Here is a 25,906-nt window from a genome sequence, read left to right on the forward strand (position 1 = left end):
TTGCATAACCGGAAAACCTCCCCTTATTTATCCCAAAACGCGCTCCATTCCACATCTAACCGAAAAATCTCCGTTTATTTTACTTTTGCTGGTTACTCGGTTAAGGACAAGACATCATATTTAAAAGAGAGTGAGTTTTATAGGTCAAAGTAAAGAGACGCTAGCATTGATGGTACCCTTTCTCGAAAGAATGGATAAGCGTGTTCCGCTTTATCGATTAATTCAAAATGAAGATTTATATTTTACATTAATGACAATATCTTTATATAAACGGGAATTTACCAATGTATAATAAGGAAGAAAAATAAAGAGGGAAAGAACTCATCTTGCTCTTACTAATTAAATCTGTAATGTGGTAATACTGTAATATAAGTTGGTTTATTCTGTACCATATAGCGAGGAGAGGATTGAAATGTTGTCCATAGACCCATCTAATAATACCGAGCGAGATAATTATAAATTTTTAATCGGAAGTATTATACCCAGGCCCATCGCTTTCGTGACATCCTTGTCGAAAGAGGGGGTTTTGAACGGGGCTCCGTTTAGTTACTTTAATATTGTATCAGCCAATCCGCCGATGATATCCCTAGCGATTCAACGGTCGGGAGGAAAGCAAAAGGATACGGCTAGAAACATTATTCATTCGAAAGAATTTGTTGTTCATATTGTAGATGAAAAAAATGTTGACCAAGTCAATCAAACGGCTGCCAGCCTGCCGCCCGAGCAAAGTGAAGTAGAATTGGCACAATTAACTCCTGTAGAAAGCATAAAGATCTCTACGCCTGGTATCAAAGAAGCCAAAATTCGAATGGAGTGCAGCTTAGAACATTCCTTAGAATTAGGCGGTTCGGATTCCCCAGCGTGTGATTTGGTAATTGGGAGGATAGTTCAATATCATATTGAAAATGATATCTATGAAAGTGGAAGAATCGATCCACAAGGGCTCGGTGCCGTGAGCCGGTTAGCTGGTAATAGTTATGCAAAAATCGGAGAAATTTTTGACATTGAGAGACCAAAATAAAACATGGAAACAACGCTCAGAGCTTTATCTCTGAGCGTTGTTCATTTTCAAGCAGGGTCCTGTGAAACAGATTGGTGTGAGTCTAATGGCAGGATAATTTCGACTTGTGTTCCTTGGTTTGGGCTGCTATTAATAATAATTTCTCCCCCGTAGGAATCAATGATCCGCTTGCAAACGGTAAGTCCCAGACCAGAACCGCCTTTTTTCAGGGAATAAAACGGATTAAAGGCTTGGGAAATTTGGACTTTGCTCATACCGATGCCGTTATCGGTTACTGTAATTCTGCATTTTTCTAAATGTTTATCTAAATGGATGGATAATTCCCCGCCATAAGGCATCGCTTGTAAGGCATTTTTCGCAAGGTTTAGAATGACTTGCTTTAATTGGTCTTTCATGCAAGATACCAGCAGAACTTCCGGATGATAGCTGAAAGTAATGTTCACATTTGAATAATTGGCCTCTGATGAAATAATCGGTTCAATATCTGATACGATCTCATTCACATCACAGGTCTGAAAGGTGTAAGCAGTTGGCTTGCCGAGGATAAGAAGTTCACTGACTATCGAATTGATGCGATCAATCTCCGATTGGATGACCTTAAAATACGATTGTGCCTTCTCGTCCTTGTCTTCCTCACTTAATAGTTTTATCAACCCCTTGATACCTGTAAGAGGGTTTCTTATTTCGTGGGCTGTACTGGCAGCAAGATTGCCAATTAACTCTAGTTTGTGCAGTTCTGTTTGCTCTTTTTCCCTTTTTAGCTTTCTTTTTAAAAGGATGTATTGCCCTAATAAAAATAAAATACTCAGTATAGTTAAGGAAATGATAAGATTGGTCAAAAAACTTTTCCAAAATACTTTCTTGTGATTTGGATCTACAAACGCCGTAATTGTCCAGGGGACCCTAGAAACCTTCATGCTAGATTTTACATTATAATTCCCCGGTATAGGCCCGGTTTGGATTATAGTTTTCCCGGTGTCGTCCTTAACAACAATTTGCTCCTCGTCCACTAGCCTTGATAATTTTTCCTTAATTTCGTTAATCTGCAGACTGGCAACAAACACACCCTTTACCTTGTGATCATTCGTAACGATTGGGTTGGCAATCGAGATAACGAACCTTCCAGATACTCTGCCGTAATGAGGTTCTGAGATACTTGTTTGAGCTGTATGTAAAGAATGCTGGAAATAAGGACGGTCACTCACATTGACTTTTCCGGTCATCTGGTTGGTGCTTAAAATCACGTCTCCACTGGGATTCGCCCAATAAAATCCGGAAAACCTTGAATCTTTACTCTTGGTTTCTCGCAGGATCTTGTTCACATCACTTAAATTATTAGGCTGGATATTAATTGCAGTCGACAGCATTTCTAGGCGGCCAACTGTTTCTCCAACAAAATTTTCGATACTCATGGCATGGAAGTTCGCATATTCTTGTGCCTTGAGTTTATATTCGCTCTCTACCACTTTCACTGTGTGGTGGGCTAGGATCATACTAACTGCTAAGGATGGAATGAGAGCAATCAATAGATAAATAAATGCTCTTTTATGTATAAGGGATTTAAGCAAGCGAATAAGTACCAAATGGATCTACTCCTCTATGTATAGTGCTATTTTTCCATATATTGGTTCTTTTGATACAGCATCGAACGGACTTTGGAAAAAAATTTAATGTTTTTCTTGGTACTTTGTCATTTTTTAATAAATGTGATAGTTGTCAAGTTAGTTATATCAAATAAATTATTATATGAAAATAGAAAATTTTCTTTTTCTCTCTATTAAATTAGGAATTTTGGCTAGCACATCCAAATCATCTTTTCATACCCTAATTAAGAGAGGTCAGGGAGGTGTTAGGATGCAAAATAAGAGGAAAAGAAAATCTTGTTCTTGGTGTATTTTTCCTGGGTATAATTGGTGTGGACCGGGTTGCAGCGGACCCGATGATCCCATTAATGATGTAGATAGCTGCTGCCAGAAACATGATCATTGTTTGAGTAGAGGCGGCTCATCTTGTGAATGTGATAAAGAATTTATGGAGTGTCTCCGGCCTAAGATAAATCGTCATACGGAAAAGGGCAGGAAAGCGGCGCTCATGTATGATTTTATGAAAATAAAGACCTCATTTACATGTGGAAGGAAAAATTGGCTGTGATTTGAAATAACAGGGGAAGTAGTGGAAACCATATAATTGTAAATTTAAGTAATTTCAGAGAATATAGAGATAAGATTTTACCGAAAGGATGGAGTTCATGTACTTCCTCTATTGGCTGGCTAAATGCGGATGGCTCTTGCTCATTATTTTTATGGGCAATATTTATTTAAGCAAGCTGGGTTTGTGGTCAGTGTTTATTTGTATTGCTATCTTTTTAGTGGGAAATTATCTAATTAATAAAGGGATGGAAAAGATCTTACTATCAAAAAAGAACCAAAAACTTCATTAACTCTAATGGAGTTTTTATTTTTTTCCCAAGGCTAGTAAATACCAGCCTTGGGATTTTTACTAGTTTTTTTAAAAAGATAGGTGCCTTCCCATTTTTCAGCCGTTTTTTTTCCCAATTATGCTCGGTGTGTCAGCGTGATATGATATTTTTGCAACAAAAAAAGAGATCATTAGGAGGCTTGAGGAATGATGAAGAAGAGAACATCTATCATGCTTGCATTAGGATTAACGGTTGGATCAGTACTGCCGATTACGGCTGCCGCCAATACTATTCCGTATAATGTGACGGTTACTAAAGATGCGAACCAGTTTGGCAAAGATGCAAAGGTAACTTGGAAAAAGGGGCAAACCGTTCCTTCTTTCGTCCACGGTAAGCTATCTACTAAAGCTTATAAAGATCAAGCAGCCGTAAAGCAATTTTTAAAAGAAAACAAACAACTATATCAACTAGATGCAGATAAAGATTTAACCCTATTGGATGTACAAACGGATGAGCTTGGCAGCAAACACTATGATTTTGTTCAATCTGTCCAGGGAATTCCTGTAGATGGGGCGAAATTTAAGGTGCATACCGATAAAAATGGGGTCATTACAGCGATTAACGGCGATGTTTTCCCAGCTGCATCTGCTTATTTTAAGGGGAATTTGAAAGCGCAGCTTACTAAGGATGCTGCTTTATCTAAGGCGTGGGATTCTATAAATCTAACAAAAGAGGAAACTTTAACAAACGCAGAAGCTGGTCCAACCGGTACGAAATTTGAGGATACTGTAGAGAAGGCAGAATTGGTTGTATATAAAAAAGAAAACAATTTCTATCTGGCTTATAAAACGAACCTGCAATTCATCCAGCCTTACGGAGCTAACTGGGTGATTTATGTCGATGCAGTGAATGGGAATGTGTTAAATTCTTATAATGCGGTAGCAGATGCAGGTACTACAGGTTCTGGATATGGTGTATTAGGAGACTATAAAACTCTCAATACCTATTACTCAAGCAGTACTTATTATTTATATGATGTAACGAAACCGATGGCAGGAGTAATTGAAACTAGGACCGCACAAAGCAGATCGATCTTACCAGGCAGCTACTCAGTGGATGCGGATAATAAATTCTATGCTGCATCCCAAGGAGCCGATGTTGACGCAAACTATTACGCCGGTAAAGTCTATGACTATTATAAAAATACATTTAATCGAAATAGCTTCGATAACAATGGGGCAACGATTCGTTCGACCGTGCACTATAGCAGAAATTACAATAATGCTTTCTGGAATGGTTCGCAAATGGTTTATGGGGATGGAGACGGAGTCACTTTTAGACCATTATCAGGCGCTTTAGATGTTGTTGCCCATGAATTAACACATGCTGTCACGGAAAGAACAGCAGGTTTAGATTATGTGAATCAGTCAGGGGCTTTAAATGAGTCTATTTCTGATACGTTTGGGGTGTTTTTAGATAAAGGAGATTATTTAGTAGGAGAAGATGTCTATACTCCAAGTAAGTCGGGAGATGCCCTTCGCAGCTTATCCAACCCAACTCTTTATGGACAGCCTGATCATATGAGCAAATATGTGAATACCACTTCTGATAATGGCGGGGTGCATACGAATAGTGGTATTCCAAACAAAGCCGCTTATTTAACCATTTCTAGTTTAGGGACAGCGGTTGCAGAGAAAATCTACTATCGTGCCCTTACCGTGTATCTAAACCCACAAAGTAACTTCAGCGATGCCCGCGCCTCCCTGCTCGCAGCCGCTGCAGACCTATACGGAACAGGCAGCACCCAGTACAACGCCGTGGCCTCAGCCTGGAATCAAGTAGGAGTTAACTAAATATTTGTATGAGAGTCAGCATTACAAACTGTAATGACTGACTCTTTTTTCTATCATGCGTATAGTAGAAATGGTGACAGGCACCAAAAAAATAGATTGGTGTCGGCACCAATCTATCAAATGGGAAGTTTTAAGAAATGAGCTCTTCGAACTTATTTCCTAATTAAGTTATCTTTATGATAGTGAAAACTTGTGTGGAAAATACGAGGAAGTTGTGTGGAAGTTGTGAAGATTTGATTTTGAAAGCAAAAAAATAGACTGGTGAAATTCACCAATCAAATTATGGGAAGTTTAAGAAATAAGTTCTACCGAACTATTTCTTAATTAAGTTACTTATATCATAAGAAAAACATATGTAGAAGTTATGCAGAACTTATGTGGAAGTTGTGAAGATTATGGATTAGATGGTTTTTGGCACTTTAATACAACTTCGGCCATAAACGGTGAATACTATACCGCTTAGATTCCTCCGCTAAAATACCGCCAACATATTGATGGAAACGTTTCTTAATATAGGGGCTAACGTCAATAAAGTGACTTTTCTTCAAGTATTTAACCTCGATTAAAAAAGCATCCTGATAAATGTACTTTAACATGTTCCCTGCTGTTCTAGGCGTGTATCTGTTCCAAATTCAAAATATAGACATACACTGTTTACATCTAGTCTAAGGAGGGATTGCAAATGGAAAGACAATATGGAAGTCCGGGTCAAAGCTATCATCATGGCCAAGGGGGTTATTATCCGGGTCAAGGTTATCATCATGGTCACGGCGGCTATTATCCAGGATATCCAGGTCATGGCTATCATCAAGGCCATGGGGGCTATTATCCTGGCCACGGCTACCATCATGGCCATGGAGGTTATTACCCTGGCCACGGTTACCATCATGGTCATGGCACCTATTATCCAGGACATGGTTACCACCACGGTCATGGCACGTACAACCCAGGCCATAGATAACCCACACTAATTAACATTTTCCCAAGGTAAAAAACATGCCTGACACCCGTAGGGTGTCAGGCACCTTTTTTACTTTTAAATAGTTGTGTTTATTGAATAATTACATATAATAGAATTATAAGCGTTCACAAAATTGTCGAAAATTCATTTTGTTGGTTTTTAATTAAGATAAAAAATGTTGAAGGAAAATCGGAGGGATTGGCTGATGGTAAAAGCAGGTGTTGCGGGTGTAGTTGGTTTTGTTTTAATTTTTATCGAATCGATGATCGTAATGAAATTAAAAGGCTATGAAACTATTGAATATGGCGGTATTACACCATTCATTAATGTCTGGGCTATGAATTTCTTTTTTATCTATGCCATTCTTACGCAAGTTACAAACTGGTATGTAAATAAACAAGAGCTAAATGAAGAAAATAGCTATTAAACGGATTATACAAGCGTCTCCCTCTTTAAAAAGAAAGGAGGCGCTTTTTTTGTATAGAATGAAAATAACTGTTGATTTAACTAATATTATTAGTTTTAAGGAGATGGTATTAATGAGGCTGATTAAAAAAGGTTATGTTTATCAAGTAACATTTATGGCGAAAATTTTTCCGGTAAATTGTTATTTGGTGGAAGAAGACGATGGGTTAACGTTAATTGATGCCGCACTTGGTTTTTGTGCCAAAGGTATTTTGAAGGCAACTGACACCATCGGGAAACCAATTACAAAAATTGTTTTGACACATGCCCATGAAGACCATGTAGGTGCACTTGATTCGATAAAAGAATCCTGCCCTGAGGTTCCTGTTTATATCTCATCCCGTGATTATAGACTAATGAACAATGACCGTTCACTTGATTCTCATGAGGATCAAACTCCAATTAAAGGAGGCGTACCGAAAACATTAAAAACCCGGGCTGCTCTCTTACTCAAGGAAGGAGATTTAGTTGGTTCATTAACGGCAATTGAAACACCGGGTCATACCCCTGGATCGATGTCATTTCTTGATAAGCGGACAGACGCTCTTATTGCAGGCGATGCCTTTCAAACGAGAGGAGGAATGGCGGTTGCCGGGGATTTAAAACCATGGTTCCCATTTCCGGCGTTCGGTACATGGAGTAAGAAAACAGCTTTAGCTAGTGCAAAAAAACTGCTAAGTTTCGAACCAAAACTACTAGCAGTAGGCCACGGTGAAATGGTGGAACACCCTATGAGTATGATGGAACAAGCGGTAAATGAGTTCAAACGGAGAATTGGCTAAAGGATGATATAAATTGGATGTAGATATAGATGATAGTCTGACACTGATCATCCAGGCATTTTTAATGGACTGGAAAGCGGTAGATAAGGTTAAGGCAGCCGCTGAAGGGATATTTGAAAGGTAACGGATGTTTAAGTTGAAACAGTTTGTAACACATGAAAGGCATTCTTCTGTAGAGGAATGTCCCTTTTTTTATCCAAAGAATGGATGTGTTTTAATAGCTGGGGCTTTGTTATAATGTTTATAACTTATATTAAGGAATAAAGGAATGATCATTATGAAACGAACGGAACAGTATGGATTAGTTTTGGACGTAGAGACAACCGGATTGGGGCCGACAAAAGACGAAGTTATTGAACTAGCCCTTAAATTATTCACCTACCGGAAGGAAACAGGTGAAATCCTCGAGATTATCGAGGAAGACTCCTTCCTGCGCGAACCCTTATCCAGGACAGCCCGGAATAATTATGATACTGCTTTTAGAGTTCATGGGATTCCATTTGAATCAGTGATAGGCAAAAGCTTTTATGATGTAAAAATCAAGACGTATTTCCATCGGGCCGATTCGGTGTTCGCCCATAATGCATCATTTGACCGCAGTTTTCTGTACCAAATGTATCCTGAAGTAAATGATTTAAAGTGGTATTGCACGATGAGAAATATTCCATGGAAGAACTATGGATTTCCAAACGGAAAACTACTGACACTATTACAGGCCCATAATATCACAGATTATCAAACACATAGAGCACTTGATGATATTACATACCTAATGGACCTGCTAAAGCAAACAAGCCCAAAAGGAAACCTTTATCTCCAAGAAGTCCTCGAAAAAGGACCAATGAGAAAATATCAGCCAGCCACAGCCCGAACCAAACTTGGTTAATGGTGCCTGTCACCATTAGTGATATAAACACAATGCCAATATGTGGAGGCTCTTTGATTTAATACGTCCAACTTATATGTTAGAATATTCACTATGTAAAATTACATCGGGGTAGGGTGAATATGAAACTCTTAACATTAAACTGTCATTCTTGGCATGAGGAACATCAATATGATAAGATTGCGCATTTAGCAGAAACTATAATCGAACATTCTTATGATGTTATTGCCTTGCAAGAGGTGAGCCAAGCAATAGCTGATGAGTATGTGGATGGGAAAGTAAAGAAAAATAATTACGTTTACGTTTTGTTACAGGAACTTAAGAAGCGTGGTAATGACGAATATTCAATGGTGTGGGATTTGACTCATTATATCAAAAAAGGAACCTATGAAGAAGGGGTAGCTGTCCTCACCAAACACCCAATCATTCAGCACCAATCCTTCTTTGTATCGCAAAGTGAGGAGTATGAAACAAACTGGAAAACAAGAAGAATTTTAGGTGCAACAATTAAGTACAAGGACAAACCTTATACTTTTTATTCTTGCCATATGGGTTGGTGGCATGATGAAGTTGAACCTTTTAAGGCACAAGCTGACAAGATGTTCAAGAATTTGAATTGGGATGAGCATTTCTTTTTGATGGGGGATTTTAACAATGATGTTTCCTTAAAAGGAGAGGGGTATGAGTATTTGTTAGATCATGGTCTTTATGATACGTACCATCTTGCAGAGGAAAAGGATGATGGCATCACTGTAAAAGGAAAGATCGCCGGCTGGAGCAACAATAAGCAAGATCTGAGAATCGATTTAATCCTATCCAATAAACCAGTTAAGGTAGAGTATTCTAACGTAATTTTTAACAATAAGAATAAAATGGTTGTATCTGATCACTTTGGAGTAGAGGCAAAAGTTAACTTATAAGCTGACTCAAACCCTTGCATTTAAAAAATTAATTCTTTCAAATAGCAAAAACCGGCCGCGCTGCCTATTAAACTGCACGCTAAGCCGGTTTTTTTGTATTTCTATTATGTATAAATACCTAAGCTGGATGTTTTATTTCTTTAAGGCCGTGCCCACAAATGGATTATTGTCTGCCCTCAGTGAATATTTGGAAATTGATCCCGAACTTATCGGTAACACTGCCATAAGCAGGACTAAAGAAGGTTTCTTGCAGCGGCATCCCTACATGGCCGCCTTCCTTTAAAGCATCAAAGAACTTGTGTGCCTGGTCGGCATCATTAGTTGAAATACAGATCGTTACCTGATTACCGCTCTGATGTGGTGTGCCAGGGAATGTGTCGGACAGCATTACTTCCGTTTCACCCACTTTGATTGTTGCATGACTCACACGATTTTTTGCCTCTGCCGGCATAGGAAATTCAGGATTCTCTGGCATTTCTCCGAAAGATTGGCTGAATAAAACCTGGGCATCCAAAGCATTCTGATAGAATTCGATGGCTTCTTTTGCATTTCCATCCATCACTAAATAGGGAATCAAACGTAAAGTCATAAAAATTTTCAGCTCCTTAGGCTATAATGAAATCTTATCCATCGATAAGTAAGAGTAAGAAAATTAGGAATGATGATCAATCATTGACCCTCAAGCCCATTAATTCCACTTCCTATTATTACCGATATTTCAATTATAAAACAAAAGACATTCGTTCACAGTAATAATGGTGCCTGTCACCATTATTACTATAGGTACCGTTCGTTTATTATTTTTAGATGGTGGAGTGCGTGTCCGGCGATGATGTAGGCAATGGCTTGGGCGGAGATTTCTGTGTTGTTGGCGAATCCTGTTTTCTTCCAAGTGTTTTTTGGTAAATTGGTAATCAGTGTCATTGCAGCCTGACGAACGGCTGTAAAGTCTTGGATGAGCTGCTGAATGGGAAGCTCATTAAAGTTTGATTCGGCTATATAGTCGTTCTCGTTAAAACCGGGTAATGGTGTTTTGTCACCACGGGCAACCCGTAAAAGACGATAGCTCATAATCCTTTCTGTATCCGTCATATGTCCAAGAACTTCTTTTAAACTCCACTTCCCAGCTGCATAGCGGTGCAGTCCGTTTTCTTCGGATAAGCGTTCAAATAATGCAGTGGTTTTCAACAAATTTTCTTTCAAAATCTCCAGCAAATCCCCATCAGGTACTAAATTTACATATGGAACATAATATTTTGGGAATTCTTTCGCCTCTGGACGCTGAACCATCTCTTTTCCCCCTTAGTCTATAACGTTTTTCTACGGATTTATTATAATTTTTCAACTATTAGAAAGCCACCCATCTGCCTACTTATATAATAATAAGACTGCCACTGTTATTAATAAATCTAAAAGAAAAGAGCTGCCGCTAATAGCAGCAACTCTTCAACTATTTAACCATTTTTTCAAAATGGATTCGTTTATTTAGGGCATACATCACCGGCATACCAACTGCCATAACAACCAATTCACCTACAGCTGTGGTAAGCCATGTAAATAGAAAGGGCAGATCAAATGCTAAATGAAGTTCTAGTGCAATTAAAAACATAGTGAATGTGAAAACAAGTGTATTAATCATCATTCTAGCCCAGATTCCCTTGATGAACCTTGAACAAACAATCGTAATTACTAAAGCAATCACCGACTGGCCGACCCCAAATACGAGATCATAAGCTTTCATGGGTGAAAAGAATAAATTTGTTAACAAAACACCTAATACAATCCCGTAAACATATTTTTTATTAAAAACGACTAAGTGATTAAACATCTCTGAGACACGGAACTGTACTTGGGTAAACCCAAACGGTTGAATTAAGGCAGAAACTGCAATGTACAATGCTGCAATAATCCCATTAACGACAATTCCCTGCACGCTGTTGTGCACTTTCTCAGGTGAGGCATTCGAACTTGCCGGCTGCACAATTTTCTCCATATTCATTTCTCCTTAGTTTTTTTACGTGGGAGGTTTTCGAACCACGTTTATTTATAATACTTGCAAATTAATATAATATTATAAAAAAAATCATCGGTCAATGACATTATTTTGCTATACCGACTCAATTGAATTGGCGAAATAGTAAATAATACCATCAAAGTTGGTGCATATTAAGAATAAAAAAGGAATGGCTAATATGAAATATAATAAAATGTTTCTGTTTGTAATCATGCTGGTGCCGTGGTTATCAGTACCTATGTTAGGGAAAAAGAACTTTAAGCGTTTTTTGCCTGCTGCCTTTTTTATAACGGTTTGGATTTCTGTGGAAAGCATATTAGCAAAAAAACGAGTCTGGTGGAAATTTTACGATAAGCTGATTCCTAATGTCATGGGTGAATTACCTTTCCTTATAGGTCCATTTCTGATTGGTTCGATTTGGATTCTCAAATTTACTTTTGGAAATTTTTTTCGCTATCTTATCGTGAACTTAGTTACGGACGTATTGTTTGTTTATCCTGGAATGTTTGCCTTAAAGAGGATGGGGATTATCTCTCTTATCCGAATGAAGCATTACCAAATGGGAATCTTATTTATGGCAAAATCCGTCCTCATGTACGTTTTTCAGTTCATGGTTGAAAAAATTCGTAAGAAGCCTAAATCATTAATCCAAAGAATTCTTCCTTAAAACAAGAGCAGATTTTCCTATCTGCGATTCGTTTAATTATTGCTTGTCTTTTTATTTGATGTTAAGATTTTATTAATTTAATTTTTATATTATAGGATTGTTACTGTTAAATCAGGCAAAACCTAAGACTAATTTCAACTTTGTTAGTTTTAGGTTTTTATTTTTTAGAGGTGATTGACATGAAAATCGCAAAAGTAATTAATAACAATGTCATAAGCGTCATTGATTCCCATAATAAAGAACTTGTGATTATGGGAAGGGGAATTGCGTTTCAAAAAAGACCAGGTGACCTTGTGGACGAATCAAAGATCGAGAAGACCTTTAAATTAGATAATAAGGATGTCTCTGAAAAATTCAAAACACTTTTGTATGATGTCCCGATGGAATACATGGATATATCTGAACGGATCATTTCCTATGCGAAAGAAAAGCTGGGGGAAAAATTGAATGATAGCATCTATGTATCTTTAACCGATCATATTAATTTTGCCATTGAGAGAGAGAAAAAAGGGTTACAGATTTCCAACCCGCTCCTTTGGGAAATCAAACGAATTTATGCTGATGAATATGCGGTCGGTTTAAAGGCATTAACAAAGATAAAAGACCAGCTCGGGATTACCCTTCCCGAAGATGAAGCCGGATTCATCGCTATGCATATAGTTAACGCTGAGTTAAACGAGGAAATGCCGAACGTCGTTAATATGACTAAACTCATCCAAGACATTTTAAATATTGTTAAATATCATTTTAAAATTGAGCTTGCTGAGGAATCATTGAACTACTTCCGCTTTCTTACTCATCTCAAATTTTTTGCGCAGCGTTTATATACGGATGCTCCTTATAATAACGAGGATGACTTTCTCTATGAGATGGTTAAAGAAAAGCAAAAAGAAGCCTTTGCATGTGTAGAGAAAATCCGTGATTTTATTGAAAAAACACATAACCATCAGCTGACAAAAGAAGAAATGGCCTATCTTACGATCCATATTGAACGAGTTGTAAATAGATCCTAAAATTTTTTTTTGAAAGAAAGCGTTGACTTCTATTGAAAGCGTGTGCTATTATGAATTCACAAATTAATATTAATTTATTAGGATTGTTACTGATAACGCAGGCAAAACCTAAATTGTAGAGCCATATCTTTTATAGGTGTGGTGTACAATTTAGGTTTTTTTTATTCCTAAGTCGAAGTACATCAGTTGTAGGAACTGGCCAGAACTTACAAATGGCTTCGAGAAAATTTACAAGTTTAATAGTTAAAACAGGATTGTTACTGGTAATGCAGGCAAAACCTGAGGAACATGAGTAGTGACCATTGGAGTCAAATCTATCTCTTGTTACTCAGGTTATTTTTTTACAAAAAATCAGGAGGAAACACAGCATGGACTACAAAAAAACTGCAATAAGCATCGTTGAATTAGTCGGCGGTGAAGGCAACGTTCAAAATGTTATTCACTGTATGACCAGATTACGTTTCAATTTACATGATCAAAGTAAGGTAGACCGTAAGACATTAGAAAAAGTTCCTGGAATCATGGGTACGAATATAAGCGGTGACCAGTTCCAGATTATTATCGGAAATGATGTTCCGAAAGTATATAACGCTATTTTAGAAAACAGTGCGATTAAGATGGATAGCAAGTCAAAGCAGCAATCTGGGAAGAAACAAAATCCAATCAATGCAATATTCGATGTAATCTCAGGAACGTTCACACCAATTCTCCCAGCAATTGCTGGTGCTGGTATGATCAAAGGGATTTTAGCGATTGCTCTTACTTTCGGTTGGTTAACAAATACGAGTCAGGTTTACACAATCTTAAATGCGATTGGCGATGGTGCCTTTTATTTCTTGCCAATCATACTAGCAGTAAGTGCAGCTAGAAAATTTGGAAGTAACGTTTATGTGGCAGCAGCAATTGGAGCAGCGTTGTTACATCCGACGATAACAGCATTATTAGCTGCAGGTAAGCCGGTTCACTTCCTAGGTCTTCCAGTAACTGCTGTTACTTATTCTTCAACTGTTATTCCGATATTGCTTGCCATCTGGATTGCAGCATACGTAGAAAAATGGGTTGACCGTATTATTCCTAGCATGTTTAAACTGATCTTCGTCCCAACATTAACATTATTGATTGTTGTTCCAGTTACTTTAATTGCCGTAGGTCCATTAGGTTCGATTATCGGAAACTGGTTATCTGCAGGAGTAGGAGCATTATTTGATCACGCAGGTATATTAGCAGGAGCGATTTTAGGCGGTACATGGTCATTAATCATTATGACAGGTATGCACTATGCATTTTTACCAATTGCCATGAACAATATTGCAACTAAAGGTTATGATGTTATTATGCCTTCAATGTTTATGGCAAACATGGGACAGGCTGGAGCAACATTTGCTGTATCCTTACGTTCTAAAAACAAATCTTTTAAATCTTTAGCAATGACTACTAGCTTAACTGCTGTTATGGGTGTTACCGAGCCGGCTATGTACGGTGTCAACATGCGCCTTAAGAAACCATTTATTGGTGGTCTTATCGGTGGAGCCGTTGGTGGAGCATACTACAGTGCTCTTGGTGTAAAATACTTTATCCTTGGCGGTAACGCTGGTTTACCAGGATTAGCATCTTTTGTCGGTGACACATTTGTCTTGGCAGCTTTAGGATTCCCAATCGCCTTCGCAGCTGGTGCAGTTGCAGCATACCTTATGGGATTTGAGGACGTTGAAGGTGAAGAAGAGCAAGAAACTACAACAGAGACAGAAACTTCTGAAGTTGACACTAAGCCTGAATTAGTTGTAGCAGCAGAAAAAGTATTCAGCCCGTTAAAAGGTGAAGTAAAACCATTAAGCGAAGTTAATGACCCAACGTTTTCAACAGGAATTATGGGTCAAGGTTTAGCGATCCAGCCGCAGGAAGGTAAAGTTGTCTCTCCTGTTACTGGAAGAATCACAACTATATTTAAAACAAAGCACGCCATCGGTATTACAAGTGATAATGGAGCAGAAATCTTAATCCATGTTGGTTTAGAAACTGTAAGACTTGAAGGAAAACATTTCACAGCACATGTAAAAGACGGCGACTTTGTTGAAGTGGGCCAAACGCTTGTAACTTTCGATATGGATGCCATTAAGGCAGAAGGATATGACTTAATTACTCCAGTCATCATTACAAATCCTGACCGTTACCAGGTAATTGAGCCAGTTAAACAAGGAAAAATCAATACACGAGAAGCATTCCTAGCATTGCAGTAAACTTAGTTAGGGGAATCCATTTTCCCCTGACATTCTACATATTATTTCGTTTGTTTACTAACCCTAACTAATGGACTTTATAAAAAACTATGAGGTGACTTATTATGAATCGCAAATTTCCAGAAGGCTTTTTATGGGGCGGAGCAACCGCTGCAAACCAATTAGAAGGAGCATATCAAGAAGGGGGCAAAGGTTTAAACCTGGCCGACGTACTCCCTGGCGGGAAAGTTCGTTTAGAACTTCTTATGAAACCTGGTTTCAATTATGAGATAGAAGCAGATAAATACCACTATCCAAACCACGAAGGAATCGATTTTTACCACCGCTATAAAGACGACATTGCTCTTTTTGCGGAAATGGGCTTTAAAGTATTCCGTCTGTCAATTGCGTGGTCACGTATTTTTCCAAATGGGGATGAAGAAACTCCAAATGAAGAAGGTTTAGCTTTTTATGACCGTGTATTTGATGAATTGCACAAACATGGAATTGAACCAGTTGTAACGATTTCTCACTATGAAACACCATTACACCTTATAAAAGAATATGGTGCTTGGAAAAATCGCAAGCTGATTGGTTTCTTTGAGCGTTACGTTAGAACCATTTTTGATCGTTATAAAAATAAAGTAAAGTATTGGATGACTTTTAACGAAATTAATGGTGCGACACACTTCCCGCTGTTTGGCTTAGGGTTCTCTGCTTCAAGCGAAGAAGCGCGCCTGCAAGAAAGCTTCCAAGGACTACACCATCAATTTGTAGCTAGTGCGTTAGCTGTTAAAATCGGACACGAAATCATCCCTGGTTCGCAAATCGGATGTATGCTTGTTTATGCCCCAGTGTATGCTTACGATAGCAATCCTGAAAATGTGATGTATGCGTTAAGAGAAGAGCAAATCTTTAACTACTATTGTGGAGATGTCCAAGTACGTGGGGAATATCCTGAGTTTGCCAAACGTTACTTCAAGGAAAATGGCATTACATTAGACATCCAAGAAGGCGATTTGGAAATCATCAAAGAAGGTACGGTTGATTACATCGGATTTAGTTATTACATGTCCCGTACTGAAAAGAAAACAAAAGAGAACGAAGAAGGTGCATCTGGTAACATTATCGGGGGTGTGAAAAACCCATTCCTTAAGGCAAGTGACTGGGGCTGGGAGATTGACCCAGAGGGTCTTCGAATCTCGTTAAACAAACTTTATGACCGCTATCAAGTACCATTATTCATTGTAGAAAATGGACTTGGAGCAAAGGATGAAGTAGAAGCAGATGGCTCCATCAATGATGACTATCGTATTGATTATTTAAGAGACCATATTAAAGCAATGGGTGAAGCAATCGAAGATGGTGTTAACCTAATGGGATATACTCCTTGGGGTTGTATCGACCTTGTGAGTGCTTCAACTGGTGAAATGTCTAAACGTTATGGATTTATTTATGTTGATCGACACGACGACGGCAGCGGAACATTAGAGCGCAGCAAGAAAAAGTCTTTCTACTGGTATAAAGATGTTATTGCCACTAATGGTGAACAACTTTAATACTACTGCTTGCCGGTAAGCCTTATTTGGCTTCCGGCTTTTCCTTTTTTAAAAATAAATTTAAGTGGAGGTTCTGAATATGAAACACAATAAACTTAAACCTTTCCCAAAAGATTTCTTCTGGGGCGGTTCGACATCAGCATATCAAATCGAAGGAGCTTGGAATGAAGATGGAAAAGGCCCGTCTGTTATTGATATGGCCAAATATCCAGAAGGTACAACTGACTTTAAAGTAGCCAGCGACCATTACCATCATTACAAAGAGGATATTGCACTATTGGCGGAAATGGGATTCAAAGCCTATCGCTTCTCGATTGCTTGGACCAGAATCTATCCAAACGGCTCTGGTGAATTGAACCAAAAGGGAATTGAGTTTTACAATAATTTAATCAATGAAATCGTCTCACATGGAATCGAACCGATTGTGACGATGTACCATTTTGACCTGCCATATGCTCTTCAGCAAAAAGGCGGCTGGTCGAACCGGGAAACAATTGATGCGTTTGAGGTCTATGCTCAAACCCTATTCGAAAACTTCGGTGACCGCGTGAACTATTGGTTGACCATCAACGAGCAAAATATGATGATCCTTCATGGTGATGCGATTGGAACGGTTGATCCTAATCTAGAAAACCCTAAGAAAGAATTATATCAACAAAACCATCACATGCTTGTCGCACAGGCTAAGGCAATGAACTTGTGCCATCAAATGCTGCCAAAAGCAAAAATTGGTCCGGCACCGAACATTGTATCCATCTATCCAGCCAGCTCTAAGCCGGAGGATATTATGGCTGCTCAAACTTATTCAGCTATCCGCAACTGGCTATATCTAGATATGGCTGCTTTTGGCCGCTATAATACAACTGCATGGAATTACTTTGAAGAAAAAGGCTATGTTCCAACCATTCTTGATGGCGACATGGAAGTTTTAGCGAGCGCGAAGCCTGACTTTATTGCTTTTAACTACTATACTTCACAAACAGTGGCGGCAAGTGAGGGAGACGGCTCAGATTTAGGTAATACCGGAGACCAGCATATTACAGTTGGCGAACCTGGGGTCTATAAAGGTGCAACCAATCCGAACTTGAAAAAGAATGAGTTTGGCTGGGAAATTGACCCGGTTGGTTTCAGAAATACTCTAAGAGAAATCTATGACCGCTATAACCTTCCGTTAATTATAACTGAGAATGGTTTAGGTGCATTCGATAAGTTAGAAGAGGGCGATGTAGTTAAGGACCCTTACCGTATTGACTTCTTAGGAAAGCATATCGAGCAAATGCAATTAGCGATTACGGATGGAGTTGAGGTATTTGGATTCTGCCCATGGTCCGCGATTGACTTAATCAGTACACACCAAGGCTGCTCTAAGCGATACGGTTTTATCTATGTAAACCGTGATGAATTTGATTTAAAAGATTTACGCCGGATTCGCAAGCAAAGTTTTTATTGGTATAAAGAACTGATTGCTACTAATGGTGAAAATTTATAGTAAAGTATGAAGAGCTTGTCCCAATTGGGACAAGCTCTTTTCTTTTAAGAGAAGGCATCAGGGTTGAGAAAATGGTAGAATAAAAGATAATTTATTCTGGGAGGGACAGGTATGCAACTGAATAATTTCGAGCAATGGATTGAGGATAAAATTCTCGAACGAGGCGAGGCATATCTAAAAAAGGGAAAAGTCCGTAATCTTTCTACTTCAGATGACATTCATTTTAAAGCCCTAGTAGATGGTTCGGATGTTTACCATGTTCATATTGTCTAAATGGTGATGTCGTCGTCAATGCTTATTGTGATTGTCCGTATGACTTGAACGAATATTGTAAGCATAAGGCAGCTGTTCTTTATGCATTAAGAGACAAAAGGCCTGCAGCGATGGTGGAGGAACAAGAAAAAAGCGTTGTAAATTCAGTCCTAGTAAATCAAAACAAAGAAGACTTGATTAACATGATTCTTGAATTAACTGAGGAGTTCCCAGATTTAGAAAAAAGATTGCTCTTTAAGTTTAGTCCAGATAAAGACGAGATACCCGCTGCTAAAAAGTTAGTTCAAGAATATATTACTAGTGCAAAAAGAAAAGGATTTATTGATTGGCGTCATATTGGCCAGGCACTAAAAGGGGCAGACTTAACACTGCAAAAAGCTCAGGAGAAACTTAATGCAGGGGATACACAGAATGCGGTGTTATTGTCCCTAACAGTCTTATCTCCTGTTGTAAAAATGCTCCAGCATGCGGATGATTCTGATGGATCCGCTGGCAGTGTAATCAATTGGGCACTAGCTATCACAGGGAAAGCAGTTTCAGCAAGTTTAAAGCTTTTATCTGATAAAGAATCAAAGAAGCTTTTTGAAGTCATCTTAAAAGAATCGCAGAAAGCCGTATATGACGACTGGAGTGATTGGCGCTATGACCTTTTGAGGATTTGTACTTATTATACTCATCTTCATGAATTAAGAAAAAAATTAGAAAAACAATTGGATATCCTCTTAGATAAGTCAGGAACTTCCTGGAATGCTAAGTATGACTTAAAAGAAGTTAAGTTGTTGCAGCTTGAAATCATTCAAAAGTGTGATGGATTGGATGCAACTAAGAAGTTTATTTATGAAAATATCCGTTATAGTGAATTCAGAAAACGAGCTATTGCTTTGGAGATTGAATTAAAAGACTATAAAAAAGTAATTCAGTTATGTTCAGATGGGGAAATCGCGGATAAAGAGTATCGCGGGCTTGTTCATGATTGGAAAGAATACCGCTATCAAGCATATGAATTGATTGGTGATACTGAGGCACAGAAACACCTGGCAATGGAACTTTTATTTACAAATGAATTCAAATACTATCAAAAGTTAAAAGAGTTATATGCTGCAAGTGAATGGGAGAAGGTTTTACGAAATATTGTTGAGGAATTTGGCAAACAGAAATATCCGCCTTCCGCTTATGTGTCGATTTTAATTCAGGAAGATTTGAAATCTGAACTATTACGTTATTGTCAGAACAATAAGATGGTCATTACAGAATATTACCCTTATTTAATTAAGGATTATCTAAATGAGGTAAACGATGTCTTTATCCAATATATACATCAATCAGCCGATGAAGCCACAGATCGTAAAAAATATCGAAAAGTCTGTGCCTTAATTAAAACTTATAAAAAGGCCTGTGGGACCATTCAATCCCATCATCTTATTACCGAGTTAAGAGAAAAGCATAAACGCAGACCGGCATTTTTGGAAGAATTAGAAAGGATAAGGTAGGGGGAAAAATGTTAGATGCTCAAATAACACTTGCGGCTGAAAAACCGTTGGACATGGGACGTACTTTTGTTATGAAAAATTATTTTGAATACAATGAGGGCCAACGGTTATCCGGAGAATGGTGAAAGTGACCTTCATAAGGGGGATGAAGGCCAATGGTTTCCCGGAGAATGATGAGAGTGTCCTTCATCAAAGGTCCCATAATTTTATACCTTTGTCCAAGTTCTAATCCTTTAGAAAAAACTCTAAATCTATTATAATATTGGAAGGGTTTACATTTGATAAGGAGAGGGATACTATGGTTTATCAAGCTGCAGAAAATCGTTATGAAACAATGAAATACAACCGAACTGGACGTTCTGGATTATTGCTTCCGGCTGTTTCCTTAGGACTTTGGCATAATTTCGGAGGCGGCGATACATATGAAAATGGACGAGCGATGCTTAGAAGATCCTTTGATTTAGGGATTACCCATTTTGACTTAGCTAATAACTATGGTCCCCCAGCAGGCTCTGCGGAAGAAATGTTTGGCCGCATGCTAAAAACAGATTTTGCACCATATCGCGATGAAATGGTGATTTCAACAAAAGCGGGCTATTATATGTGGCCTGGTCCATATGGAGAATGGGGCTCTAGAAAGTATCTAATTTCAAGTTTGAATCAGAGCCTCAAACGAATGGGACTCGATTACGTAGATATTTTCTACTCGCATCGTCCTGACCCTAACACTCCATTAGAAGAAACGATGCTGGCCTTAGATTCCATTGTCCGTCAAGGAAAAGCGCTTTATGTAGGAATTTCCAACTACAGTGCAGAGCAAACAGCAGAGGCAGTAAAGATACTGAACGAACTTGGTACACCGCTTCTTATCCATCAGCCAAGCTATTCCATGTTTAACAGATGGATTGAAGACGGGCTGCAAGACGTCTTACAGGAAAATGGGGTTGGATCGATTGCCTTTAGCCCGTTAGCCCAAGGTTTGTTGACAAATAAATATCTAACAGGAATCCCAGCAGACTCGCGTGCTGCCGGTGCATCTCAATTCTTGCGGAAGGAACAGATCACAACGCAGGTTGTGGAACGAATCTCTAAATTAAATGAGATAGCTGTTGAACGCGGCCAAAACTTATCACAAATGGCTCTTTCATGGGTATTACGCGGCGAAAAAGTAACATCCGTTCTGATCGGAGCGAGCAAAGTGAGCCAGATTGAAGAAAACATTGCTGCCCTTAACAACCTTGAATTTACTAGCGAAGAACTTGCTAGAATTGACGATATCCTAAAAAGCTAAAAATAAAATCTGCCAGCTCCCCGCTGGCAGATTTTTTACGATAGGGCATTTAACCCGATGACCCCAATAATAATTAATACCACACTAAAAATGCGGCCCCAGCCTTTTGACTCTCCTAAGAAAAACATATTGAGAAAAACAGCACCGGCAGTCCCAATCCCAACCCAAACCGCATAAGCGATACTAAGCTGCAGAAATTGAAACGAACCATATAAAAATACAAGGGAAGCCCCAAAACCGCCAATATATAGGATTCCATTCCGAATGTTTTTCTGCTGACTATATAATTTTAAACCAACAGCACCTGTAACTTCACTTACAGCTGCCAATAATACTAACAACCAGCCCATCTCATGCAGCACCTTTCATAGCCATTTTTGCAGCCTTATTGTCAGAAAGGTTTAAGCCAATAACGCCTATTACTATGAAGACAATAAAGAATACTTCCCATAAACCAATCTTTCCTCCGAAAAGGAACACATCCATTAAAACCGTACCAATCGTACCGGCACCCGCAAATATTGCATAAACCGTCCCTGTTGGAAGGGTTTCACAGGCTTTAGGAAGTATGTGATAATCCCAAAAAATGACGGCAATAACCAACGCCCACTGCCACCAATTGTGAGCAGTATTAAAGCCATATACCCAAATCCATTCAAACAAACAAGTTAAAGCAACATAAAACCAAGATTTATCCATCGTTTGCACCTCTTAGGAGTTGCGCATCTAAAAAATAGAATAGCAAAAAATTTAGTAAGACTTAATGTGATTCAAATCACTAAACTGCACAGCTTTTTTCTTTATTATTATTTAAATAGGGGAAATTTAAAAGTGGATGGTGAGATTAATGGACTATAATTTTAAATCACTTTACAGTGAAATAGGCGGTCAAGAAACGATTGATGAGCTCGTAAACGCCTTTTATCCGCGTGTTTATGCAGACCCTGTATTAGCGCCATTGTTCCAAGGGGATATGGAAGAGATCAAAAGAAAACAGCGGATGTTCCTGCCGCAATTTTTAGGGGGGCCAGCCCTTTATAGTCAAGAATTTGGCCCGCCAGCTATGAGAGCCAGGCATCTTCCATTTGAAGTGACTCCATTACGGGCCAAGCACTGGCTGCAATGCATGAAAGAAGCCTTTCATGAAATCGGGCTTGATCAGAACCCGGCAGGACCAGCCTTTTATGAACGATTAACACAAGTGGCCGGAATCATGGTAAACACTCCGGACAGTGAATAAATAAAAAAGAAGGCCCTTCTCAACATGAGAGGGGCCTTTGACTGTATTCAAATTATTTCTTTAACTTTGCCCAAGTTTCATCGAACGCTTTCATCGCTTCAGCTTTAGACGCTTGGCCGCCAACATATGCTTGTAATGTTGCACCAAATTCTTGTCCTGCACCATCAGGATACTTCATGAACTGCCAAGAATAAGTCTTTCCTTCTTGAGAGTACTTCTGAAGGTCAGCTCCAAGTGGTCCAATGTCTTCTGCTTTTGCTTCAATTGTTTTGAAGGCAGGAAGATATTTGAATTCTTTAACTAAAGCCGTCTTACCTTCTTCAGAGGAAACCATCCAGTTTAAGAAATCTTTAGCAGCCTTTTTGTCTGCATTAGGTGCTTTGTTATAAACGGCCCAGTTAGTTGGTACGTCGACCATTAATTTATCCGCTTGTGCAGCATCGTCTGTAAGTGCCAATGGAATAAAGCCAACTTCCATACCAGGATTTAATTTATCAAGCATCGGCTGAATCCAGTTGCCTTGTTGAATCATAGCAGTCTCACCGTTAGCAAACTGAGTTACTTCCGTATTGTAATCCGTAGTTAATGGATTTTTGTTACCATATTTAACAGTTAAATCAACAAGCTTAAAGTAGTCTTCAAAATATTTGTTGCCTGCGATTTTTGACTTGCCTTCATTTAAACCAGGGATAAAGTTTTCGTCATCCGCTTGTTGGTAAGCAAAAGGAACGTTTAAACCATGGTTTGCTAAAACCCACCATTCCGCATAGCCAACAGAGAAAGGAGTGATACCGGCACCTTTAAGCTTCTTCGCTGCCGCTTCTAACTCTGAGTAAGTTTTTGGCAGCTCTTTAATGCCAGCCTTTTCAAATAATTTTTTGTTATAAGCGAAGCCGTAACCTTCCATGTTAACCGGCTGACCGTAAATTTTTCCGTCAATAGTCATTGGTTTTAACGCGTCTTCATAAGCATCTTTTACCCAAGGCTGATCGGATAGATCTTCAAATTTATCTTTCCAAGTGATTGCTTCTTGGTAACCGCCATTTCCAAAAATATCAGGTGCTTTATTTGAAGCGAATTTTGCTTTAAGTGCTGCAGCACCATCAGCGCCGCCGCCGACTGATTCAATATTAAATGTAACTTCAGGGTGCTCTTCTGTATATTTGTCAGTTAGCGCTTTCAATTGGTCTGCAATTTCAACCTTGCCGTTGAAGATATCAACTACTACTTTGCCATCTTTACTGCCACTGTCCTTTTTTGTTCCAGATGCACTGTCACTGTTACCGCAAGCACCTAATAGAAGTGAAGCTGATAAAATTCCCGCTGCGATTGAATACTTTTTTAATGCCATTTTGTTTTCCCTCCTGAATTGTTATATCTAATCTTATATTTTTCTCCCAGGTCTGTCATTGACGAGACTTGGGAGATTTCCCCCGAGATAAAAATTACTTGATTGAGCCACTTGTAATCCCTTTGATAATGTGTTTTTGCATTGCAAAGAAGAAGATTAACAAAGGTATGACTCCAAGAACAAGTCCTGCCAAAGCTAAATCCCATTGCTTGGTGTACTGACCAAAGAAGGAGAATGTCGCTAATGGAATGGTTTTTAATTCAGGATCCTGTAGGACCAGGGATGGTAATAAGTAGTCATTCCAGATCCAAAGGCTGTTTAGGATTACGATGGTTACGGTGATTGGTTTTAGTAATGGGAAAACAATTCTCCAAAACACACCAAATCTTGTACATCCATCGATAATCGCTGCTTCTTCAAGTTCTACCGGGATTCCTTTGATAAACCCGTGATAGAGGAAGATCGTCATTCCAGATCCAAATCCTAAGTACATGATAACAAGACCCCATACACTGTTAAGCAATCCAAAGTTACTGGCCGTTTTAATAAGCGGAATCATAATAGATTGAAACGGAATGATCATGGCTGCAACGAAGGTCATGAAAATGATATTGCTGATTTTCTTTTTCGTTCTAACCAGCATGTACGCTGCCATTGAACAAAAGACTACCAGCACAATATTACTAATGACTGTAATAAAAAGTGAATTTGTAAATACCTTTAGGTAGTTTAATTTTTCAAAAGCGTTCACATAGTTGTCGAACATTAACACTTTTGGCAATGCTGATGTATTCGAAAGAATCTCGGCAAACGGTTTTAAGGAGTTTGATATCAAATAATAAAACGGAACTAAAAAGATAAGACCAAGCAGGATAGCAAATATCTCAAACACAAATGTTTTGCTTGTATATCTGTTGCCCATTATGATTCAACCTCCCTTTTCTTCGAGATTGTCACTTGAAGTACGGTGATTGCAGCAACAACGATGAAGAAAATTAATGCTTTTGCTTCCCCAATACCATAACGGTTATTGACGAAAGCTTCTTTATAAATGTTTAAAGCTAACATCTCAGTTGATTTAAATGGGCCACCGCCGGTTAACGACAGGTTTGCATCAAAGATTTTAAATGATGAAGCAGTTGTTAAAAATAAACAAATTGTCACAGCTGGTGCTACCAGAGGCATGGTGATGTGGCGAAGAATTTGAAATCTATTCGCACCATCAATTTTCGCTGCTTCAATTAATTCTTGTGGTACATTTTGCAATGCGGCTATATAGATAATCATAATGTAGCCTGCTCCCTGCCATACACTGACAATCACAATTCCCCAGAATGCTGTACTAGCATCTCCTAGCCAAGGTAACTCAAAAAATGGAATATGTGTTAATTGTCCCAGGGAAGCAAATCCTTTTACAAAAATAAACTGCCAGATAAATCCTAGTAGAAGACCGCCAACCATATTTGGCATGAAGAAAACAGTCCGCAATATATTCCTGGTTTTTAACATTTGTGTCACTAGAATGGCTAATCCAAAACCAAGCATATTTGTTAAAATAATCGCTACAACGGTATATTTAGTTGTAAGGATAAAGGAATCTTGAAATTGCTTGTCCTCAGTAAATAGGTACTTAAAGTTATCAAGTCCGACCCATTTAATATCACCTGTAATTCCGTTCCAATCGGTAAATGCGTAATAAATACCCGTAAAGAAGGGAATAAGGACAATGATAGTAAATGCTAAGAATACTGGACCGACAAATAGGGCGAATAACCCTGCATCTTTTAGCTTCTTCTTTTTATTTAAAGAAGATGACTCTGAAATTTTAATACTAGCTTTGCCATGTAATGCTGAACTTTCTAACTCACTTTGATTATTCACGACTGCACCTCCTATATCTTCATTTTAGGGATTTTTAAAAATTATGAAACGGCTTACATTGACCAGTAGGGTGGAAGATATTGAACAGCATCTTGTATTATTAATTTAGACACCA

Annotated in this window: 25 protein-coding genes, 1 pseudogene and 1 riboswitch; of the genes and pseudogenes, 16 read left to right on the forward strand and 10 right to left on the reverse strand. The window is 38.5% G+C overall.

Annotation, left to right across the window (positions count from 1 at the left end):
- Positions 1 to 412: 412 nt before the first annotated feature.
- Positions 413 to 1,021 carry a flavin reductase family protein gene (locus tag GXK58_RS14080; RefSeq protein ID WP_160723790.1) on the forward strand — a complete coding sequence of 203 codons (609 nt, stop codon included), beginning with the start codon at positions 413 to 415 and terminating at the stop codon, positions 1,019 to 1,021.
- Between the two features lie 47 nt (positions 1,022 to 1,068).
- Here the strand turns inward: GXK58_RS14080 and GXK58_RS14085 are convergent, their stop codons facing one another.
- Complete coding sequence (locus GXK58_RS14085) at positions 1,069 to 2,604, reverse strand: ATP-binding protein (protein ID WP_160723791.1); 1,536 nt, start codon at positions 2,602 to 2,604, stop codon at positions 1,069 to 1,071.
- A gap of 1,045 nt (positions 2,605 to 3,649) precedes the next feature.
- Here GXK58_RS14085 and GXK58_RS14090 point away from each other — a divergent pair.
- Positions 3,650 to 5,293: a M4 family metallopeptidase gene (locus GXK58_RS14090; RefSeq protein ID WP_160723942.1), complete on the forward strand. Its 1,644-nt coding sequence runs from the start codon at positions 3,650 to 3,652 to the stop codon at positions 5,291 to 5,293.
- Between the two features lie 419 nt (positions 5,294 to 5,712).
- Here the strand turns inward: GXK58_RS14090 and GXK58_RS14095 are convergent, their stop codons facing one another.
- A complete protein-coding gene (locus tag GXK58_RS14095; protein ID WP_160723792.1) occupies positions 5,713 to 5,889 on the reverse strand; it encodes a hypothetical protein in 177 nt (58 codons plus the stop codon).
- 86 nt (positions 5,890 to 5,975) lie between these two features.
- Here GXK58_RS14095 and GXK58_RS14100 point away from each other — a divergent pair, with 86 nt between their 5' ends.
- The 5 genes from GXK58_RS14100 (at position 5,976) to GXK58_RS14120 (ending at position 9,307) form a co-directional block, all read left to right on the forward strand.
- Positions 5,976 to 6,254 carry a hypothetical protein gene (locus tag GXK58_RS14100; RefSeq protein ID WP_160723793.1) on the forward strand — a complete coding sequence of 93 codons (279 nt, stop codon included), beginning with the start codon at positions 5,976 to 5,978 and terminating at the stop codon, positions 6,252 to 6,254.
- 205 nt (positions 6,255 to 6,459) lie between these two features.
- Entirely contained in the window at positions 6,460 to 6,681 is a 222-nt protein-coding gene (locus GXK58_RS14105) for a hypothetical protein (protein WP_160723794.1), read from the forward strand.
- A gap of 112 nt (positions 6,682 to 6,793) precedes the next feature.
- Positions 6,794 to 7,501, forward strand: a complete 708-nt coding sequence (locus GXK58_RS14110) for an MBL fold metallo-hydrolase (RefSeq protein ID WP_160723943.1) — start codon at positions 6,794 to 6,796, stop codon at positions 7,499 to 7,501.
- Positions 7,502 to 7,778: 277 nt separating this feature from the next.
- Entirely contained in the window at positions 7,779 to 8,387 is a 609-nt protein-coding gene (locus GXK58_RS14115) for an exonuclease domain-containing protein (RefSeq protein ID WP_160723795.1), read from the forward strand.
- Positions 8,388 to 8,509: 122 nt separating this feature from the next.
- Complete coding sequence (locus tag GXK58_RS14120; protein WP_160723796.1) at positions 8,510 to 9,307, forward strand: endonuclease/exonuclease/phosphatase family protein; 798 nt, start codon at positions 8,510 to 8,512, stop codon at positions 9,305 to 9,307.
- A gap of 163 nt (positions 9,308 to 9,470) precedes the next feature.
- Here GXK58_RS14120 and GXK58_RS14125 read toward each other — a convergent pair whose 3' ends face one another.
- The 3 genes from GXK58_RS14125 to GXK58_RS14135 form a co-directional block, all read right to left on the reverse strand.
- Positions 9,471 to 9,896, reverse strand: a complete 426-nt coding sequence (locus tag GXK58_RS14125) for a VOC family protein (RefSeq protein WP_160723797.1) — start codon at positions 9,894 to 9,896, stop codon at positions 9,471 to 9,473.
- 188 nt (positions 9,897 to 10,084) lie between these two features.
- Positions 10,085 to 10,597 (reverse strand): DinB family protein, encoded by a 513-nt coding sequence (locus tag GXK58_RS14130; RefSeq protein ID WP_160723798.1) that lies wholly within the window; start codon positions 10,595 to 10,597, stop codon positions 10,085 to 10,087.
- 160 nt (positions 10,598 to 10,757) lie between these two features.
- On the reverse strand, positions 10,758 to 11,300 hold the full coding sequence (locus GXK58_RS14135; protein ID WP_160723799.1) for a QueT transporter family protein: 543 nt from the start codon (positions 11,298 to 11,300) through the stop codon (positions 10,758 to 10,760).
- 6 nt (positions 11,301 to 11,306) lie between these two features.
- Positions 11,307 to 11,351: riboswitch (PreQ1 riboswitch) on the reverse strand.
- Between the two features lie 148 nt (positions 11,352 to 11,499).
- On the opposite strand from GXK58_RS14135, the gene GXK58_RS14140 reads away from it, so the two are divergent.
- The 8 genes and pseudogenes from GXK58_RS14140 (at position 11,500) to mgrA (ending at position 21,319) form a co-directional block, all read left to right on the forward strand.
- Positions 11,500 to 11,988, forward strand: a complete 489-nt coding sequence (locus tag GXK58_RS14140; RefSeq protein ID WP_160723800.1) for a hypothetical protein — start codon at positions 11,500 to 11,502, stop codon at positions 11,986 to 11,988.
- A gap of 179 nt (positions 11,989 to 12,167) precedes the next feature.
- Complete coding sequence (gene licT / locus GXK58_RS14145) at positions 12,168 to 13,001, forward strand: BglG family transcription antiterminator LicT (protein WP_160723801.1); 834 nt, start codon at positions 12,168 to 12,170, stop codon at positions 12,999 to 13,001.
- 368 nt (positions 13,002 to 13,369) lie between these two features.
- Positions 13,370 to 15,238: a beta-glucoside-specific PTS transporter subunit IIABC gene (locus tag GXK58_RS14150; RefSeq protein ID WP_160723802.1), complete on the forward strand. Its 1,869-nt coding sequence runs from the start codon at positions 13,370 to 13,372 to the stop codon at positions 15,236 to 15,238.
- Between the two features lie 104 nt (positions 15,239 to 15,342).
- On the forward strand, positions 15,343 to 16,776 hold the full coding sequence (locus tag GXK58_RS14155) for a glycoside hydrolase family 1 protein (protein ID WP_160723803.1): 1,434 nt from the start codon (positions 15,343 to 15,345) through the stop codon (positions 16,774 to 16,776).
- A 79-nt stretch (positions 16,777 to 16,855) separates the two neighbouring features.
- The gene (locus GXK58_RS14160; protein WP_160723804.1) at positions 16,856 to 18,265 is read left to right on the forward strand and encodes a glycoside hydrolase family 1 protein; all 1,410 of its coding nucleotides are present in this window, start codon (positions 16,856 to 16,858) and stop codon (positions 18,263 to 18,265) included.
- 111 nt (positions 18,266 to 18,376) lie between these two features.
- Positions 18,377 to 18,538 (forward strand): SWIM zinc finger family protein, encoded by a 162-nt coding sequence (locus tag GXK58_RS14165; protein ID WP_160723805.1) that lies wholly within the window; start codon positions 18,377 to 18,379, stop codon positions 18,536 to 18,538.
- 20 nt (positions 18,539 to 18,558) lie between these two features.
- Positions 18,559 to 20,028, forward strand: a pseudogene (locus tag GXK58_RS14170) (SWIM zinc finger family protein); the annotation flags it as partial.
- Positions 20,029 to 20,326: 298 nt separating this feature from the next.
- Positions 20,327 to 21,319 (forward strand): L-glyceraldehyde 3-phosphate reductase, encoded by a 993-nt coding sequence (gene mgrA / locus GXK58_RS14175; protein ID WP_160723807.1) that lies wholly within the window; start codon positions 20,327 to 20,329, stop codon positions 21,317 to 21,319.
- A 35-nt stretch (positions 21,320 to 21,354) separates the two neighbouring features.
- Here mgrA and GXK58_RS14180 read toward each other — a convergent pair whose 3' ends face one another.
- Together GXK58_RS14180 and GXK58_RS14185 are read right to left on the reverse strand one after the other, a co-directional pair.
- Entirely contained in the window at positions 21,355 to 21,669 is a 315-nt protein-coding gene (locus GXK58_RS14180) for a DMT family transporter (RefSeq protein WP_160723808.1), read from the reverse strand.
- Position 21,670: 1 nt separating this feature from the next.
- Complete coding sequence (locus tag GXK58_RS14185) at positions 21,671 to 22,018, reverse strand: DMT family transporter (protein ID WP_160723809.1); 348 nt, start codon at positions 22,016 to 22,018, stop codon at positions 21,671 to 21,673.
- Between the two features lie 136 nt (positions 22,019 to 22,154).
- Between GXK58_RS14185 and GXK58_RS14190 the strand changes: the two genes are divergently transcribed.
- Positions 22,155 to 22,559 carry a globin domain-containing protein gene (locus tag GXK58_RS14190; protein ID WP_237389675.1) on the forward strand — a complete coding sequence of 135 codons (405 nt, stop codon included), beginning with the start codon at positions 22,155 to 22,157 and terminating at the stop codon, positions 22,557 to 22,559.
- Between the two features lie 52 nt (positions 22,560 to 22,611).
- Here the strand turns inward: GXK58_RS14190 and GXK58_RS14195 are convergent, their stop codons facing one another.
- The 3 genes from GXK58_RS14195 to GXK58_RS14205 form a co-directional block, all read right to left on the reverse strand.
- On the reverse strand, positions 22,612 to 23,910 hold the full coding sequence (locus GXK58_RS14195; RefSeq protein ID WP_160723811.1) for an ABC transporter substrate-binding protein: 1,299 nt from the start codon (positions 23,908 to 23,910) through the stop codon (positions 22,612 to 22,614).
- 94 nt (positions 23,911 to 24,004) lie between these two features.
- Entirely contained in the window at positions 24,005 to 24,832 is an 828-nt protein-coding gene (locus GXK58_RS14200) for a carbohydrate ABC transporter permease (RefSeq protein ID WP_160723812.1), read from the reverse strand.
- Positions 24,832 to 25,791, reverse strand: a complete 960-nt coding sequence (locus GXK58_RS14205) for a carbohydrate ABC transporter permease (protein WP_160723813.1) — start codon at positions 25,789 to 25,791, stop codon at positions 24,832 to 24,834. The genes GXK58_RS14200 and GXK58_RS14205 overlap by 1 nt, the downstream gene beginning before the upstream one ends.
- Between the last annotated feature and the right edge of the window lie 115 nt (positions 25,792 to 25,906).

The organism is Bacillus sp. USDA818B3_A (assembly GCF_009928415.1).
Taxonomy (GTDB): Bacteria; Bacillota; Bacilli; order Bacillales; family Cytobacillaceae; genus Neobacillus.

Bases quoted from the DNA above. Each gene is read 5' to 3' on its own strand.
- GXK58_RS14100 (WP_160723793.1), top strand. From the start codon at position 5,976: ATGGAAAGACAATATGGAAGTCCGGGTCAAAGCTATCATCATGGCCAA.
- GXK58_RS14160 (WP_160723804.1), top strand. From the start codon at position 16,856: ATGAAACACAATAAACTTAAACCTTTCCCAAAAGATTTCTTCTGGGGC.
- GXK58_RS14120 (WP_160723796.1), top strand. From the start codon at position 8,510: ATGAAACTCTTAACATTAAACTGTCATTCTTGGCATGAGGAACATCAA.
- licT (WP_160723801.1), top strand. From the start codon at position 12,168: ATGAAAATCGCAAAAGTAATTAATAACAATGTCATAAGCGTCATTGAT.
- GXK58_RS14135 (WP_160723799.1), bottom strand. From the start codon at position 11,300: ATGGAGAAAATTGTGCAGCCGGCAAGTTCGAATGCCTCACCTGAGAAA.
- GXK58_RS14105 (WP_160723794.1), top strand. From the start codon at position 6,460: ATGGTAAAAGCAGGTGTTGCGGGTGTAGTTGGTTTTGTTTTAATTTTT.
- GXK58_RS14110 (WP_160723943.1), top strand. From the start codon at position 6,794: ATGAGGCTGATTAAAAAAGGTTATGTTTATCAAGTAACATTTATGGCG.
- GXK58_RS14125 (WP_160723797.1), bottom strand. From the start codon at position 9,896: ATGACTTTACGTTTGATTCCCTATTTAGTGATGGATGGAAATGCAAAA.
- GXK58_RS14130 (WP_160723798.1), bottom strand. From the start codon at position 10,597: ATGGTTCAGCGTCCAGAGGCGAAAGAATTCCCAAAATATTATGTTCCA.
- GXK58_RS14150 (WP_160723802.1), top strand. From the start codon at position 13,370: ATGGACTACAAAAAAACTGCAATAAGCATCGTTGAATTAGTCGGCGGT.
- GXK58_RS14115 (WP_160723795.1), top strand. From the start codon at position 7,779: ATGAAACGAACGGAACAGTATGGATTAGTTTTGGACGTAGAGACAACC.
- GXK58_RS14200 (WP_160723812.1), bottom strand. From the start codon at position 24,832: ATGGGCAACAGATATACAAGCAAAACATTTGTGTTTGAGATATTTGCT.
- GXK58_RS14155 (WP_160723803.1), top strand. From the start codon at position 15,343: ATGAATCGCAAATTTCCAGAAGGCTTTTTATGGGGCGGAGCAACCGCT.
- GXK58_RS14095 (WP_160723792.1), bottom strand. From the start codon at position 5,889: ATGTTAAAGTACATTTATCAGGATGCTTTTTTAATCGAGGTTAAATAC.
- GXK58_RS14140 (WP_160723800.1), top strand. From the start codon at position 11,500: ATGAAATATAATAAAATGTTTCTGTTTGTAATCATGCTGGTGCCGTGG.
- GXK58_RS14195 (WP_160723811.1), bottom strand. From the start codon at position 23,910: ATGGCATTAAAAAAGTATTCAATCGCAGCGGGAATTTTATCAGCTTCA.
- GXK58_RS14165 (WP_160723805.1), top strand. From the start codon at position 18,377: ATGCAACTGAATAATTTCGAGCAATGGATTGAGGATAAAATTCTCGAA.
- GXK58_RS14180 (WP_160723808.1), bottom strand. From the start codon at position 21,669: ATGGGCTGGTTGTTAGTATTATTGGCAGCTGTAAGTGAAGTTACAGGT.
- GXK58_RS14080 (WP_160723790.1), top strand. From the start codon at position 413: ATGTTGTCCATAGACCCATCTAATAATACCGAGCGAGATAATTATAAA.
- GXK58_RS14190 (WP_237389675.1), top strand. From the start codon at position 22,155: ATGGTGAGATTAATGGACTATAATTTTAAATCACTTTACAGTGAAATA.
- mgrA (WP_160723807.1), top strand. From the start codon at position 20,327: ATGGTTTATCAAGCTGCAGAAAATCGTTATGAAACAATGAAATACAAC.
- GXK58_RS14185 (WP_160723809.1), bottom strand. From the start codon at position 22,018: ATGGATAAATCTTGGTTTTATGTTGCTTTAACTTGTTTGTTTGAATGG.
- GXK58_RS14090 (WP_160723942.1), top strand. From the start codon at position 3,650: ATGAAGAAGAGAACATCTATCATGCTTGCATTAGGATTAACGGTTGGA.